Annotated in this window: 16 protein-coding genes; 10 read left to right on the top strand and 6 right to left on the bottom strand. The window is 72.2% G+C overall.

Annotated elements, in window-relative coordinates:
- The first annotated feature begins 155 nt into the window (after positions 1–155).
- Positions 156–1,712 carry a glycoside hydrolase family 3 protein gene (locus ACGFIO_RS38560; RefSeq protein ID WP_392834750.1) on the top strand — a complete coding sequence of 519 codons (1,557 nt, stop codon included), beginning with the start codon at positions 156–158 and terminating at the stop codon, positions 1,710–1,712.
- A 57-nt stretch (positions 1,713–1,769) separates the two neighbouring features.
- Here ACGFIO_RS38560 and ACGFIO_RS38555 read toward each other — a convergent pair whose 3' ends face one another.
- Complete coding sequence (locus ACGFIO_RS38555; protein ID WP_392834749.1) at positions 1,770–2,051, bottom strand: GNAT family N-acetyltransferase; 282 nt, start codon at positions 2,049–2,051, stop codon at positions 1,770–1,772.
- Positions 2,052–2,093: 42 nt separating this feature from the next.
- Here ACGFIO_RS38555 and ACGFIO_RS38550 point away from each other — a divergent pair, with 42 nt between their 5' ends.
- The 7 genes from ACGFIO_RS38550 to ACGFIO_RS38520 all read left to right on the top strand — a co-directional run bounded on the left by ACGFIO_RS38550 (position 2,094) and on the right by ACGFIO_RS38520 (position 6,248).
- Positions 2,094–2,423: a hypothetical protein gene (locus ACGFIO_RS38550; RefSeq protein ID WP_392834747.1), complete on the top strand. Its 330-nt coding sequence runs from the start codon at positions 2,094–2,096 to the stop codon at positions 2,421–2,423.
- Positions 2,424–2,464: 41 nt separating this feature from the next.
- Positions 2,465–3,286 carry a DUF1206 domain-containing protein gene (locus tag ACGFIO_RS38545; RefSeq protein WP_392834745.1) on the top strand — a complete coding sequence of 274 codons (822 nt, stop codon included), beginning with the start codon at positions 2,465–2,467 and terminating at the stop codon, positions 3,284–3,286.
- Positions 3,287–3,306: 20 nt separating this feature from the next.
- On the top strand, positions 3,307–4,557 hold the full coding sequence (locus ACGFIO_RS38540) for a mechanosensitive ion channel family protein (RefSeq protein ID WP_392834742.1): 1,251 nt from the start codon (positions 3,307–3,309) through the stop codon (positions 4,555–4,557).
- A 61-nt stretch (positions 4,558–4,618) separates the two neighbouring features.
- Positions 4,619–5,053: a phage holin family protein gene (locus tag ACGFIO_RS38535; RefSeq protein ID WP_392834740.1), complete on the top strand. Its 435-nt coding sequence runs from the start codon at positions 4,619–4,621 to the stop codon at positions 5,051–5,053.
- On the top strand, positions 5,050–5,460 hold the full coding sequence (locus ACGFIO_RS38530) for a DUF3618 domain-containing protein (RefSeq protein WP_392834737.1): 411 nt from the start codon (positions 5,050–5,052) through the stop codon (positions 5,458–5,460). The genes ACGFIO_RS38535 and ACGFIO_RS38530 overlap by 4 nt, the downstream gene beginning before the upstream one ends.
- Positions 5,457–5,729 carry a DUF4235 domain-containing protein gene (locus ACGFIO_RS38525; RefSeq protein WP_392834735.1) on the top strand — a complete coding sequence of 91 codons (273 nt, stop codon included), beginning with the start codon at positions 5,457–5,459 and terminating at the stop codon, positions 5,727–5,729. Before ACGFIO_RS38530 ends, ACGFIO_RS38525 begins: the two co-directional genes overlap by 4 nt.
- A 315-nt stretch (positions 5,730–6,044) precedes the next feature.
- Positions 6,045–6,248 carry a cold-shock protein gene (locus ACGFIO_RS38520; protein WP_392834733.1) on the top strand — a complete coding sequence of 68 codons (204 nt, stop codon included), beginning with the start codon at positions 6,045–6,047 and terminating at the stop codon, positions 6,246–6,248.
- Between the two features lie 210 nt (positions 6,249–6,458).
- Here ACGFIO_RS38520 and ACGFIO_RS38515 read toward each other — a convergent pair whose 3' ends face one another.
- The gene (locus ACGFIO_RS38515) at positions 6,459–6,845 is read right to left on the bottom strand and encodes a hypothetical protein (RefSeq protein ID WP_392834730.1); all 387 of its coding nucleotides are present in this window, start codon (positions 6,843–6,845) and stop codon (positions 6,459–6,461) included.
- Positions 6,839–7,816, bottom strand: coding sequence for an aldo/keto reductase (locus tag ACGFIO_RS38510; RefSeq protein ID WP_392834728.1), 978 nt, complete (start codon positions 7,814–7,816; stop codon positions 6,839–6,841). The genes ACGFIO_RS38515 and ACGFIO_RS38510 overlap by 7 nt, the downstream gene beginning before the upstream one ends.
- A gap of 66 nt (positions 7,817–7,882) precedes the next feature.
- On the opposite strand from ACGFIO_RS38510, the gene ACGFIO_RS38505 reads away from it, so the two are divergent.
- Together ACGFIO_RS38505 and ACGFIO_RS38500 are read left to right on the top strand one after the other, a co-directional pair.
- Positions 7,883–8,629 carry a trans-aconitate 2-methyltransferase gene (locus tag ACGFIO_RS38505; RefSeq protein WP_392834726.1) on the top strand — a complete coding sequence of 249 codons (747 nt, stop codon included), beginning with the start codon at positions 7,883–7,885 and terminating at the stop codon, positions 8,627–8,629.
- 122 nt (positions 8,630–8,751) lie between these two features.
- Positions 8,752–9,780 carry an adenosine deaminase gene (locus tag ACGFIO_RS38500; RefSeq protein WP_392834723.1) on the top strand — a complete coding sequence of 343 codons (1,029 nt, stop codon included), beginning with the start codon at positions 8,752–8,754 and terminating at the stop codon, positions 9,778–9,780.
- Here ACGFIO_RS38500 and ACGFIO_RS38495 read toward each other — a convergent pair.
- From ACGFIO_RS38495 to ACGFIO_RS38485, 3 genes are all read right to left on the bottom strand, one after another.
- Positions 9,762–9,920, bottom strand: a complete 159-nt coding sequence (locus ACGFIO_RS38495) for a hypothetical protein (protein WP_392834721.1) — start codon at positions 9,918–9,920, stop codon at positions 9,762–9,764. The genes ACGFIO_RS38500 and ACGFIO_RS38495 overlap by 19 nt on opposite strands.
- A gap of 54 nt (positions 9,921–9,974) precedes the next feature.
- Entirely contained in the window at positions 9,975–12,023 is a 2,049-nt protein-coding gene (locus ACGFIO_RS38490; RefSeq protein ID WP_392834718.1) for an RICIN domain-containing protein, read from the bottom strand.
- A 286-nt stretch (positions 12,024–12,309) separates the two neighbouring features.
- The gene (locus tag ACGFIO_RS38485; protein ID WP_392834902.1) at positions 12,310–13,704 is read right to left on the bottom strand and encodes an ATP-binding protein; all 1,395 of its coding nucleotides are present in this window, start codon (positions 13,702–13,704) and stop codon (positions 12,310–12,312) included.
- Between the last annotated feature and the right edge of the window lie 4 nt (positions 13,705–13,708).

Below are 13,708 nucleotides of genomic sequence, written 5' to 3'. Positions count from 1 at the left end.
TCTCAAATCCTCTCCCAGTCGAAGCGCCCCGAGGCGGGATTCGAGACAGGTCTTACTTGCCCATTCGTACACGGCTAATAGGAAGGTTTGTTGACTAAATCGACACGGGATGTTTCCATGGGTCCCGACCACGATCCGTGAGGTACGGGGGACACATGCCGCGCTCCAGCGACGAACTGACCGAACTCGCCGCGACCGTGCTGCAGCCGGGCTTCACCGGGACCACGGCGCCCGACTGGGTCCGGCGCATGCTGGCCGACGGGCTCGGCGGCGTGGCTCTGTTCGCCCGCAACGTGGAATCGCCGGCCCAGGTGGCCGCGCTGACCGCCCAGCTGCGGGCCGAGCGCCCTGAGGTGATCGTGGCGATCGACGAGGAGGCCGGCGACGTCACCCGCTTCGAGTCGCGGCAGGGCAGCTCCCGGCCCGGCAACCTGGCGCTGGGCGCGATCGACGACCCCGCGCTGACCGAGGCGGTCGCCCGTGACCTGGGCCGCGACCTGGCCCACGCCGGCATCACGTTCGACTACGCCCCGGACGTCGACGTCAACAGCAACCCCCGAAACCCGATCATCGGGGTACGCGCGTTCGGCGCCGACCCCACCCTGGTCGCCCGGCACTCCGCCGCCTTCGTCACCGGCCTGCAGTCCGCCGGTGTGGCCGCCTGCGCCAAGCACTTCCCCGGCCACGGCGACACGGCCGTCGATTCGCACCACGCCGTCCCGCTGATCGACCGCGGCCGGGCCGAGCTCGAGTCGGTCGAGCTGGTTCCGTTCCGGGCCGCGGTGGCGGCCGGCGTGCAGGCCGTGATGACCGGCCACCTGCTCGTGCCCGCGTACGACGCCGAGCTCCCGGCCACCCTCAGCGCGCGGATCCTCACCGGACTGCTGCGCGAGGAACTGGGCTACGACGGACTGATCGTCACCGACGGCATCGAGATGCAGGGCGTGGCCCGGGCGTACGGGCTGGCCGGCGCGACCGTGCGGGCCATCGCCGCCGGCGCCGACGCGATCTGCGTGGGCGGCGACCACGCCGACGAGGGTGACGCGATCGCCCTGCGCGACGCGATCGTGGCCGCCGTCCGCAGTGGAGAGCTGCCCGAGGCGCGGCTGCGGGACGCGGCCGCCCGGGTCCGCCGCCTCGCCGCCTGGACCACCGAGACGCAGACCCGGACCGGTGCCCGGGCGGTGGCCGACGCGCTGTCCATCGGCGCGGTGGCCGCCTCGGTCGTCGGTCTGGACGCGGCCCGCCGGGCGGTGCGGGTGACCGGCGCCGAGAACATGCTGCCGCTGAACCGGGCCGCGCACGTGGTCGAGTTCGCGCCGCCCCGCAACATCGCGATCGGCGCGGAGACCCCGTGGGGACTGGGCGCGCCGCTGCACGACCTGCTGCCCGGCACCACGTCGGTGCGGCTGAGTGAGGACGACCTGGGCGGGCTGGCCGAGCCGGAGGGCCGGGTGCTGGCCGGGCTGGCCGACCGCCCGCTCGTGCTCGTCGTCCGCGACCTGCACCGCCACCCCTGGGTGGCCACCGCGGTGGCCCGCACGCTGGCGGTCTGCCCGAGCGCCGTGGTGGTCGAGATGGGGCTGCCCGAGCAGGTGACCGGGGCGGTGCACCTGGCGACCTACGGCGCCACGCGCGCCTGCGGCCAGGCCGCCGCCGAGATCATCGCGGGCACGAGCATCCCCGCGACGCCCCAGCCGGTCGCCGCCTGAGCAATCAGTGGTAGGACCGGGCGGTATTCGCCGCCGGGATGGCGCTCCGCGCTACCACTAGTTTTCGAGGATGTCGTCGTAGTCGTGGTGCTCGGACACGTACTTGGCGAAGAACGGGCAGGCCGGGACCACCCGGGCGCCCGTCGACCGCAGGTGGTCGAGGGTCAGGCGGGCCAGGTCGTTGCCCAGGCCCTTGCCGCGGAAGGCCGGGTCTATCTCGCTGTGCGTGATGATCGTGACGCCATCGCGCACACGGTAGGCCGCGATGCCGGCCTGTGCGCCGTCGGCGATCAACTCGTAGCGGTGCTCGGATGCGTTGTCACGCACGCTCACGTCCATCTTCCGAGCATAGGGTCGCTCTGACCTCGTACCGTGGGATGGGTGTTGAAGACCACGGCCTCGCGCCGCGCCGCCTTGCTCACGACCGCCATCCTCGCGCTCGGACCCCTCGCCGCCTGCAGCAACGACAACGTCGACTGCGGCCTCAACCAGTGCACGGTCACGATCCAGCGGAAGACCGACGCCTCGGCCAGCGTGCTCGGGGTCGAGGCCAAGTTCGTCAGCGCCGACCAGAACACGGTCACGCTCGAGGTGGCCGGTGAGCAGGTCCAACTGACCAAGGGGCAGCAGGCGGTCGAGGTGGCCGGGCTGCAGGTGGCGCTCAACACGGTGACCCAGGACGACGTGTCATTCCAGGTCAGCCGTCCGTGAAACAGGTTTGGCGGAAGTGGCGCCGGGTGACTTAAGGCGGCATGTCAGCCACTGCTCAAGCACGTAGTACGGCCTCGCGCGCGGCCAACAGCAAACCGCTGGAGATGCTCGCGCGCGGCGGCTTCATCGCCTACGGCGTCATCCACATCTTGTTCGCGTGGCTGGCGCTGCAGGTCGCGTTCGGCAACTCGTCCAACGAGACCGACCAGTCCGGGGCCCTGCAGACCATCGCGCAGGGCCCGGGCGGCAAGTTCCTGCTGGTCCTGATCGCCATCGGGATGATCGCGCTCGCCCTCTGGCAGGCTTTCGAGGCCGCCGTCGGGGAGAGCGGCGAGCAGAACAAGCAGGCCCTCGCCGAACGCGTCGTCTCCGGCTGCCGGGCCATCCTGTACGGCTACTTCGCCGTCCTCGCGATCAAGACGATCACCGGCGGGCAGACCTCGCAGGCGCAGAGCCAGCAGTCGTCGGCCTCCTCACTGATGGACAACGGCTTCGGCCGGTTCCTGGTCGGCCTGGCCGGCGTGGTCGTGGTCGGCGTGGGTGTCGGCCTGGTCGTCTACGGCCTCAAGAAGAAGTTCGAGGAGCACCTGAAGACCGGGCAGATGAGCCCGAAGGTGCGCCAGACCGTCCGCCGGCTCGGCATGGCGGGCTACTCCAGCAAGGGCGTCGCGTACGGCATCGTCGGTGTCCTGCTGGCCTCGGCCGCCATCTCGTACGACCCGGAGAAGGCCCGCGGCCTCGACGGCGCCCTCAAGACGCTGGCCGGCACCGCCTGGGGCCCGTGGCTGCTCGGCCTGATCGCCCTCGGCATCGCCTGCTTCGGCGTCTACTGCTTCTTCCAGGCCAAGTACCGCGACGTCTGAACCTGTGATGTGATGCCGCAGTGAACGGCGTCCTCACCGCGCTGCTGGCGGTCGTCGTGGCCGCCGGGGCGGCGCTGGTGCTGGTCGAGGCCATTCACCTGCTCGCACAGCGGCTCGGACGGAACTCGGTCCTCTGGGCCGACCTGGCCCGGACGGCACACTCGCCGTTCCGGGCCCTCGTCGTGCTCCTCGCGGTCCGCCTGGTCCTGACCGTCGGCGTGGACGACTTCGGCGGGCGCCGGACCGTGCTGCACATCCTGCTGCTGGCCGTGATCGCCGCCGGCGCCTGGCTGATCGGCGCGCTGCTGCTGGTCGTCGAGGACACCGCCCTCACCCGCTGGCGCACCGACGTACCCGACAACCTGCGCGCGCGGCGGCTCAAGACCCAGGTCGTGATGCTGCGGCGGGTCACCGTGGCGGCGGTCGTGGTCATCACCATCGGCGTGATGCTGATGACCTTCCCGGGGGTACGCGCCCTCGGCGCCAGCGTCCTGGCCTCGGCCGGCCTGATCAGTGTGGTGGCCGCCCTGGCCGCCCAGAGCACGCTCGGGAACGTCTTCGCGGGGCTGCAACTCGCGTTCAGCGACGCGGTGCGGGTCGACGACGTGGTGGTGGTCGAGAACGAGTGGGGCCGGATCGAGGAGCTGACCCTCACGTACGTGGCCGTGCAGATCTGGGACGATCGCCGGCTGATCCTGCCCACCTCGTACTTCACCACCAAGCCGTTCCAGAACTGGACCCGGACCGGCTCGGCCGTGCTCGGCACGGCCGAGGTCGACGTCGACTGGTCAGCGCCGGTCGAGGAATTGCGGACCGAGCTCCGCCGGGTGGTCGGGCTGTCCGAATTGTGGGACGGGCGCGTGTGCGTCCTGCAGGTCACGGACGCGACCGGCGGGATGATCCGGCTACGGGCGCTGGTCAGCGCGGCCGATGCGGGCGCGTTGTGGGATTTGCGGTGCCTGGTCCGCGAGCGTCTGGTGAGCTGGGTGTGGGAGCGCCGGCCGGGCGCGCTGCCTCGGCTGCGGGCCGACACCGACCCACCCCGCGCTGCCATGCCGTCCGTCGCCCGGGCCGACGGCGGCACCACGCACGACGACCAGGTCTTCGCCGGCGGCACGGACGGCGACCGGCGGGGCGCCGCGTTCGGCGGTGCGGCCTCTGCCGAGAGCGGTGCGGCCGCCGAGAGCGGTGCGGCCGCCGAGAGCGGTGCGGCCGCCGGCGGAAGCAGTGCCGCCTCCGCCGAAAGCGGTGGTGGCGGTGAACCGCGGTGAGCAGGAGGGTTGCTTCTTCGCACGGCGGGGCATACACCCGACACAGGGAAAGGAGGACAGCATGGCGGATGTCCTGAACGGCAGTGCGGCCCGCAAGGCAGGCGACCAGTCCACGTCCGAGCTGGTGCAGCGAGCCAGCGAGCAGATCACGACGCTCGTCCGCGACGAGCTCGCGCTGGCCAAGGCCGAGTTGGCCGAGAAGGGCAAGCACGCCGGGGTCGGCATCGGGCTCTTCGGCGGCGGCGGGGTGCTCGCGCTCTACGGCGTGGGCGCGCTCATCGCCACCGGGATCATCGCGCTCAGCCTCGTCCTGCCGCTGTGGCTGGCCGCCCTCATCGTGACGGTGCTGCTGTTCGCGGTGGCGGGCATCCTGGCCCTGCTGGGCAAGAAGCAGGTAACCCAGGCGGTGCCGCCGGAACCGAGTGCGGCCATCGAGAGCGTGAAGGCGGACGTGGACGAAGTGAAACATGCGGTGAAGGACAGGAGCCGGGCATGAGCGACAAGAACGGCACGTCCGGGTCGAACGGAAAGCCCGACGTGGCGGCGCTGCGCGCGGAGATCGCCCAGACCCGTGCCGAGCTCGGCGAGACGGTGCAGGCCCTGGCGGCCAAGGCGGACGTCAAGGCACGGGCCAAGGAGCAGGTCGAGCAGACCAAGCAGCGGGTCAAGGCGCAGGCGGCCGAGGCCGGGCAGAAGGCGCTCGACGCGGTGCACCTGGCCGGCACCAAGGCCAAGGCCGCGGCCGGTCAGGCGGGCGACAAGGCCCGCGAGACGGTCGCGCAGGTGCAGGAATCGGATCCGGCGGAGCAGGTACGCCGCCGGCCCATCCCGATCGTGGCCATCGCGGCCGGGGTGGCCGCCGTGATCGGCGTGATCCTGGTGATCCGGGGGAGTCGCCGATGAGCGGGAAACTGAACAAGATCGCGTACAAGCCGGTGGGCCTGTTGCTGGGCATCGCCGCCGGTTCGATCGCCGGGTTCGCCTTCAAGCAGGTGTGGAAGGCGATCGAGGGCGAGGGCGACGCGCCCAACGCGACCGACGAGGACCGCGGCTGGGGAGAGATCCTGGCCGCCGCGGCCATTCAGGGCCTCATCTTCTCGGTGGTGAAAGCGGCCGTGGACCGCGGCGGGGCCATTGGCGTCCGGCGGCTGACGGGCAACTGGCCCGACTGATGAATACGTAGGGTGATTGACAGTGGTCAAGGTCCTCCGCGACGTTCCGTCGATGTGGGGGACCTTTTCCGTATCTGCCATGGTTTCTTCGAATGTCGCTTGGGGGAGCTTCCACGCCCGATTTTCGGGTACAGTGTGCCCAGTTTTTGCGTACGTGGTGTGCTGCTCCGCACGCCTCCGAGGCGCCAGCCAGGCGCCGTCGGCGGTCGGGTGGATGGGACGTCCTCTGGAAAGGCCGCCTCACTGGCGCCGCTGCTCGAAAACGGACATCGGCTCCTCGCATCACGGAGTCGGCATTTTCAGAAGGAGAACAGCATGGCGACAGGTTCCGTGAAGTGGTTCAACGCAGACAAGGGCTTCGGCTTCATCACCGTCGACGGCGGGGGTGCTGACGTCTTCGTCCACTTCTCGGCCATCCAGACTTCGGGTTACCGGACTCTGGAGGAGAACCAGCGGGTCGAGTTCGAGATCGCCCAGGGCCAGAAGGGCCCGCAGGCGGAGCAGGTTCGCCCGATCTGAGACCACTAGCCGGCGGCGACGCCGGCTGCCGACTCCAGCGCGCGGAGCCGGCCGACACACACAGACACCCCGCGTCCCAGGGCTGGGACGCGGGGTTTCTGCGTTGTCATACCGACGGCGCGGTGGGGCCCGTCAGCGTCCGGGTGCCCGTCGGCGTCCTCGGCGGCCCGTCTAGCGCCTCGGCGGCCCGTCAGTGTTCCCTGTGGCCCGTCAGCGTCCCGGCGGCCCTGAGTACCCGGGCGGTCCGGATTGCCCTGGGTGCTGTGGCGGTCCGGATTGCCCTGGGTGCTGTGGCGGTCCGGATTGCCCTGGGCGCTGTGGCGGCCCCGATTGCCCCGGGTCTGCCGGCGGCGTTGCCGACCGGGCGAGCTCGGCCCGCTTGGCCGCGTTGCGGCGGCGGGTGCCCAGCACCAGCAGCACCAGACCGATCACCACCACCACCGGTCCGACGATGGCCCAGACGGTTACTCCGCTCATCACGCTGCCGCCGACGATGTCGAGCCCCTGCAGCGTCCACAGGCCACCGAGGACCACGCACAACAGGCCCAGGGTCATCGGGGTCCAGCCGGTCAGCTTCGGCCTCGTCTCGCCTACCACCGGTCGTGCACCTGCGGCCGGACCAGGTCGTCGTAGGCCGTCCGTACGGCCTGCAACACCTCGGGGCTGAGCGGGGCCAGGCCGGCCACCGAGGCGTTGGCCCGGGCCTGCTCGGGGTTGCGGGCGCCGGGAATGACCACCGTGACGCCGGGCTGGTCGATGACCCAGCGCAGCGCGAACTGCGCCATCGTCTCGCCCTCGCGGACCAGCGGGCGCAGCCGCTCGACTGCCGCCAGCCCGGTCTCGTAGTCGACGCCGGAGAAGGTCTCGCCGACGTCGAACGCCTCGCCGTGCCGGTTGAAGTTGCGGTGGTCGTCGGCGGCGAAGGTGGTGTTCGCGTCGTACCGGCCGGTGAGCATCCCGCTGGCCAGCGGAACCCGGGCGATGACACCGACGCCGGCCTCGCGGGCCGCGGGCAGCACCTGCTCGAGCGGCTTGAGCCGGAACGCGTTCAGGATGATCTGCACGCTGGCCGTGTTCGGCCGGGCGATGGCCGCGAGCGCCTCGTCGGCGGTTTCCACGCTGACCCCGTACGCCGCGATCCGCTTCTCGTGCACCAGCTGGTCGAGCGCGTCGTAGGTGGCGTCCATCGAGAACACCGGGGTCGGCGGGCAGTGCAGCTGGACCAGGTCGAGGGTGTCCACGCCGAGGTTGGCGCGGGACCGGTCGTTCCAGGCCCGGAAGTTGTCGAGCGAGTAGTTGGCGACCTCCTGGGCCATCCGCCGGCCCATCTTGGTCGCCACGAAGAGCCCCGGCCGCTGCTTCAGGAACGAGCCGATGATCTGCTCGCTGCGCCCGTCGCCGTACACGTCGGCGGTGTCGATGAAGGTGACCCCGGCGTCGACGGCCGCGGCCAGCGTGGCGTGCGCGTCCTCCTCGGTCACGTTGCCCCAGTCGGCGCCCAGCTGCCAGGCGCCGAGCCCGATCACCGAGGCGTCTCGTCCCATCCTGCGAAAGCTGCGATTCTCCACCGCGCGAGCCTATCGCCCGCGGTGCTAGGGTTTTGCAAGACGTACGTACGGTTTGGGGGTTGCGCTGTGTGGGACCCGGCGATCTATCAGCGGTACGGCGATGAGCGCTCCCGCCCGTTCTTCGATCTCGTGGCCCGGGTCGGCGCCGGGCGGCCGCGCGCGGTGGTGGATCTGGGCTGCGGCCCGGGCACGCTGACCGGTTCCCTGCGCGAGCGCTGGCCGGGGGCGCGGGTGACCGGCGTCGACTCCTCACCGGAGATGGTCGCCCGGGCGCGGGAGATCGTCGACGCCGCGCTGGGCGACGTGCGGGAGTGGCGGCCCGGGCCGGATGTCGACGTGCTGGTGACCAACGCGACGCTGCAGTGGGTGCCCGGGCATCCGGCCTTGCTGACCCGGTGGGCCGGCGAGCTGCCGGCCGGAGCGTGGATCGCGATGCAGGTGCCGGGCAACTTCGACGCGCCCTCGCACCGGGCGCTGCGCGAGGTCGGTGCCGGCTACGGCCTGGGCGACGTGCTGCGGGAGGCGCCGGTGCTCGACCCGGCCGGGTACGCCGCGCTCTTTCCCGGTCCCGTCGACGCGTGGGAGACGACCTACTTGCACCTGCTGCCGGTCGAGGGGCCGGAGCATCCGGTGTTGCGCTGGATGGAGGGCACCGCGCTCCGGCCGGTCCGGGCGCGGCTGGACGACGCGGCGTGGCAGGATTTCCGCGGTGACCTGGCCGCCCGGCTGGCCGACGCCTACCCGGCGCGCGACGGCCGCGTGGCCTTCCCGTTCCGCCGCGTCTTCGTGGTGGCCCAGACCCCGCAGAGGTAGCCCCGGGCGGTGTCCGGGCCCGGAACGCCGCCCCCGCCTACCACTGTCGTTCGTAGTGGTAGGCGGGGGCGGCATCCGGGCCCGGACACCGCGCGGGCCTGCCACTGAGTTGAGGAGACGTCGTGAGTGACCTGACCGCCTTCATCGCCGGTCTGCCCAAGGCCGAGCTGCACGTGCACCACGTCGGGTCGGCCTCGCCCCGGATCGTGGCCGAGCTGGCCGCCCGGCACGAGGGCTCCTCGCCCGTTCCGGCCGACCCGGCGGCACTGGCCGACTACTTCGCCTTCCGCGACTTCGGCCACTTCATCCAGGTCTACCTCAGCGTCGTCGACCTGATCCGGGACGCCGAGGACGTGCGGATGCTGACCTACGAGGTGGCCCGGGAACTGGGCCGAGGCCAGGTGCGCTACGCCGAGCTGACGATCACGCCGTATTCACACGTCCGCCGCGGCATCCCGGCGCCGGCGTTCTGCGAGGCGATCGAGGACGCCCGGTCCGCGGCCGCCAAGGAGTTCGGGGTCGAGCTGCGCTGGTGCTTCGACATCCCGGGCGAGGCCGGACTGCCCGCCGCCGAGGAGACGCTGCGCGTGGCGCTGGCGGAACAGCCCGACGGCCTGATCAGTTTCGGCCTCGGCGGGCCCGAGGTGGGCGTACCCCGGCCGCAGTTCAAGCCGTACTTCGACGAGGCCCGTGCGGCCGGGTTGCACAGCGTCCCGCACGCCGGCGAGACCACCGGTCCCGAGACCATCTGGGCTGCGCTGCGTGACCTCGGCGCCGAGCGGATCGGGCACGGCATCTCGGCCGCCCAGGACCCGGAACTGATGGCGTACCTGGCCGAGAACCGCATCCCGCTGGAGGTGTGCCCGACCTCCAACGTGCGGACCCGGGCGGTCGCCGACCTGGCCGAGCACCCGCTGCCGGCGCTGGTCGCGGCCGGTGTTCCGGTCACGGTCAACTCCGACGACCCGCCGATGTTCGGCACCACCATCGAGCAGGAGTACGCGGTGGCCGCCCGGCTGCTCGACCTGGACGAGTCCGGGGTGGCCGGGCTGGCCCGGGCCGCCGTCGAGGCGTCGTTCCTCCCCGCCGACGGCCGCGCCCGGCTGGCCGCCGAGATCGACGACTACACCGCTCAGTACTTGAGCGCGTAGAGCGGCTCCTGCCAGATCGCCAGCACCGCGAGGATGCCGAGGGTCAGCACGACGGCCCAGCGGATCAGCCGCCGCCGGTTGAATCGGGCCGGCGGCTCCTCCTCGTCGACCGGAGGCTCCACCCACACATCGGTCTTCATCTGCGTCCGTCTCCTTCCCCCGGCCGGCCGCCGGGTCCGAGGTGCCCGTGCCGGTCAGCCCGGCACGGCCGCCCAGCTCTGGTGCCGTGAGTCGTTGCCGTTCTGGAGCACCAGCACGCGTTGCGCGCCGAACCGCTGCCCGCCCACCCCGAGGACGAAGTCGCCGGAGACGCTGCGCAGCGAGAAACCGTACGCCGACTGGCGCAGCGTCCACAGGCCCGTGGCCGCCCCCGCACAATCGGACTGGACCACCGGAGCGCCGGCCACCGGGTTGCCGCCCAGCGGCATCGCGCACTTCTCGGTCGCCCGCGACTTCAACGAGAACGAGTTGCCACCGGCCGGCACGAGCATCCACTGCTGCTGGGCGTCGCCGTCCGAGCCACTCAGAGTGATGGCCGTGCCGTTGGCCGTACGCGCCGCGTAGAGGTCGGCGGCCCCGCCGGTCAGCGCGTTCTCCAGGACGAACCAGGAGTTCTGGGTCGGCCGGGCCACCGGCAGCGTCCGGGCCGACGCCTTGGCCTGATAGTTCTGCGCGGTGCTGCTGATCGCCACCTGGTACGCGGTGTCCGGGCGCAACCCGATCAGACCGGCCCGGGTCGCCTTCGTGGTCGCGATCGTCACGCCGTCCACGGCCACCTGGTACGTCGCGTCCGGTGCGGCCGCGCCCCAGGTCAGGCGGACCGAGTTGTTGGTCGCGTCGCGTACCTCGACGAACGCCTGGGCCGGAGCGGCCGCGGCCTGCACCGCCTTGGCCGGCGCGTTCTGCGCCGCACCGGAGGATGGAGGCGGCACCGCGTCCCCGCCACCGTCCGAGGCGTCGCCACCGCCCGGCGTGGACGGCCGTACCGTCGGGTCGTCCTCCGGCGCCGCCGGCTCGCCCGGCACCGAGCCCGGCGCGTCCGGCACGTCGTCGCCGCCGTCGCCGCGCAGCAGGAACTCGCTCTGGGCCACGTTCCAGTTCTTGGCCAGCCAGCTGTCCCGCGGCGGGTTGGTGCTGAAGTAGTCGTCGTGCCCGCAGTCCAGCCGGATCTCGTTCTTTCTGGGGCAGCGCTGGCGCAGCGGCGTCCCGGAGCGGTCGGCGTGGCAGAGCAGGTCGAAGTCGTCGGTGCAGCTGCCCCCGCCGGACGAGTTGGGCGAGTTCAGCAGGGTGGCACCGAACGCGCGGGTGAGCTGCTGCGCCGCCGCCACGGTGCTCCAGCAGCCCGAGTCGACCCGGGCGTACGACGGGCCGCCGTTGTTGCGGTTGCCCGAGCCGGCCCGGTCGTCGGCCACGAACGTGCTGATCCCGCAGTACCGGGTGGCGTCGGCGAACAGCAGGTACTTGCGGTCGGTGCGGTTGTAGCCGAGTTCCTTGAGCGCCTGGACGGTCTGCGGGAACGTGTCCAGCCCGTGCACCGGCACCTGCACCTCGGCCACGTCGACGCGGCAGGACGGCGTGGTCACGTACCGGATGTGCCGGGAACCGCCGGTCTCACCGGCCGACGAGTCGTAGATCGCGTCCACCCCGGCCGCCCAGACCCGGATCGAGCCGACGAAGTCGGTGTAGCGGCTGGGCGTGCCCAGCGCGTGCACGTAGACCACCTGGACGCGGTTGCCGTCCCGCCCGTCGCCGGCGCAGGCCACGTCATGGGTGCCCATCACGAAGTCGGCGTCGCCCGGAGCGGCGTCCGGCAGCAGCGCCGGCTTGCCCGCGGCGAGCAGGCTCCCGCCCAGGTCACGGACGATCTCGGCGTCCTGCGGGGTCTTGCTTTGCTCGCGGCTGGGAGAGACCGGCTCGGGCGCCTTGGCCGTCACCGGCGCCACCCCGCGGCGCACGGCCAGGCCGGCCGGTGCCGGGTCGGGGCCGTGCGTACACGTCAGCTCGTCCAGTGCGTACGCGCCGGCGCAGACCGACCCCTCGCCGGCCGGACGCAGATCCTTGTAGATCAGCCCTTGCGCCGGTTGGTCCCGCGGCAGGCTGGCCAGCCGGATCCGCTGCCCCTGGCCGGACCCGTCACCGGAGCGCCCGGCCTGGATCATGCTCGGTCCGGCGACCGCGGCCATGCCGATCACCGCCGCACCGACAGTGATCGGGAAGATGTGTTTGCGTATCCGCTTGGGCAACCACCGCAGGCTCGCACCGCGCAGCGCATTCCGTCGGTGCGCGGACAACGGGGCCTCTCCTCGGTGGGCGGCGGGTGCGCGGTGGGAGGAGGATATGGGGTTTCCGCCTCCCACCGCGCGGTGGCTACGCCGATCCTGACTGCGGGGACGTGATGCGTGCGACGGACCGGCGAGCCGGATGGGATCGGTGAGAAGCGTGTCAGCCCGCGAGCGCGAGCGGAACGCCTTTAATACAGACCTAAGCAAAAGATCTACCGTCCGAGTGCTGGGGGGTCACTGGGCCCGATCAATGCGACCGGCGCCTCCGGATGGTGTCGCGTTCGCGGGCCAGTCTTCCTATCAGACCGAAACGGCTCGCCTGTTTCGGGGGTGCCTCGGCATCGGCCAGCAACATCACCACGCTGGCCCCGCCCAGCGCCGCCCGGTCCAGGCTGACCGAGCCGCCGGTGGACTGGGCCGCCCGCCGTGCGATGTCCAGCCCCAGGCCGGTCGAGCCCTGGTCGCTCTCGCCGCGCCGCATCGCCCGTTCCGGGTCCGGGATGCCCGGGCCGGCGTCGTCCACCCGCAGCGCCACCCAGCCGTCCCGCCGGGACAGCCCGATCTCGAACGCGGTGCCCTGCGGGGTGTAGCGGAAGACGTTGCCCAGCACCGCGTCCAGCGCGGCGGCCAGCTCGGGCCGGGCCACCGGCACCGGCACCCGGGTGCTGGCCCCGACCACCTGGAACTGACGGTTCTGGTCGCCGGCCAGGGCCGACCAGAACGACATGCGCTCGCGGACCACCTCGGCGGCGTCGCACATGCCCACCTCGGGTGCGGACGCCACCTGCTTGGCGACCGCCTTACGGGTGGTGGTGATCAGATCGTCGACCTCGCCCTCGAGCGTGGCGATGGCCACCCGGATCCGCCGGATGCCGCGCCGGCGGTCCAGCTCGGCCGCGGAGAACTGGCCGATCTGGGTGTCGTCCGGGTCGAGCGCCTCGGCGTCCAGGCGAAGCGCGGTCAGTGGCGTCCGCAGCCGGTGGGACAGGTCGGCGACCATCTCGCGCTCGCTGGTGCGCGAGGTGACCAGGCGGTCGGCCATCCGGTTGAAGGCGTACCCGGCCTCGGCCAGTTCGCGTGGACCGGACGGCTGGATGCGTACGCCCAGATCGCCGCCGCCGACCCGGAGCGCAGCCTGGACCAGGTTGCGGGCCGACGACACCGCGCCCCGGGCCAGCCGGTCGACCACGATCACCGAGCCGGCCACCAGGATCAAAGCGATGCCGAGCAGGGTCCACAGATCACGCGCGGTGCCCGCCGACAGCTCGCTCCGCGGGACGAAGACCTCGACCACGGCGGTACGCTTCGCCACCGGCACCGGGCGCAGGTGGACCAGCCCGTCGTCGGTCTCGACCAGCAGCGGCTCGGTGCCCGCGGCGGCCCGGGTCACGTCGGCCGGGGTCGCCCTGGTGCCGGCCGTGGTGTTCGGCGCGTGCACGGTCAGCTGCCCGCCGGCCGCCTGCACGGCCGCGTTGACGCCGCCGCGGTTGGAACCGGCGATGAGCGCGCCCGCCACCGTGGCACTCCGCCGTTCCGCGGTGGCGATGGCGTTGTCTCGGTGATCGGAGCGGAGCTCCCAGCCGAGTGGAGTGAGGAAGGCGAGGGCGGCGACGCCCGTGGTGGCGGCGGTGACCCAGGCCAGGCGG

Origin of the sequence: Actinoplanes sp. NPDC049265 (assembly GCF_043197135.1) — a bacterium.
GTDB lineage: Bacteria > Actinomycetota > Actinomycetes > Mycobacteriales > Micromonosporaceae > Actinoplanes.
The sequence above is the reverse complement of the archived record's forward strand: the minus strand, read 5'-3'. Positions and strand labels throughout refer to the sequence as shown.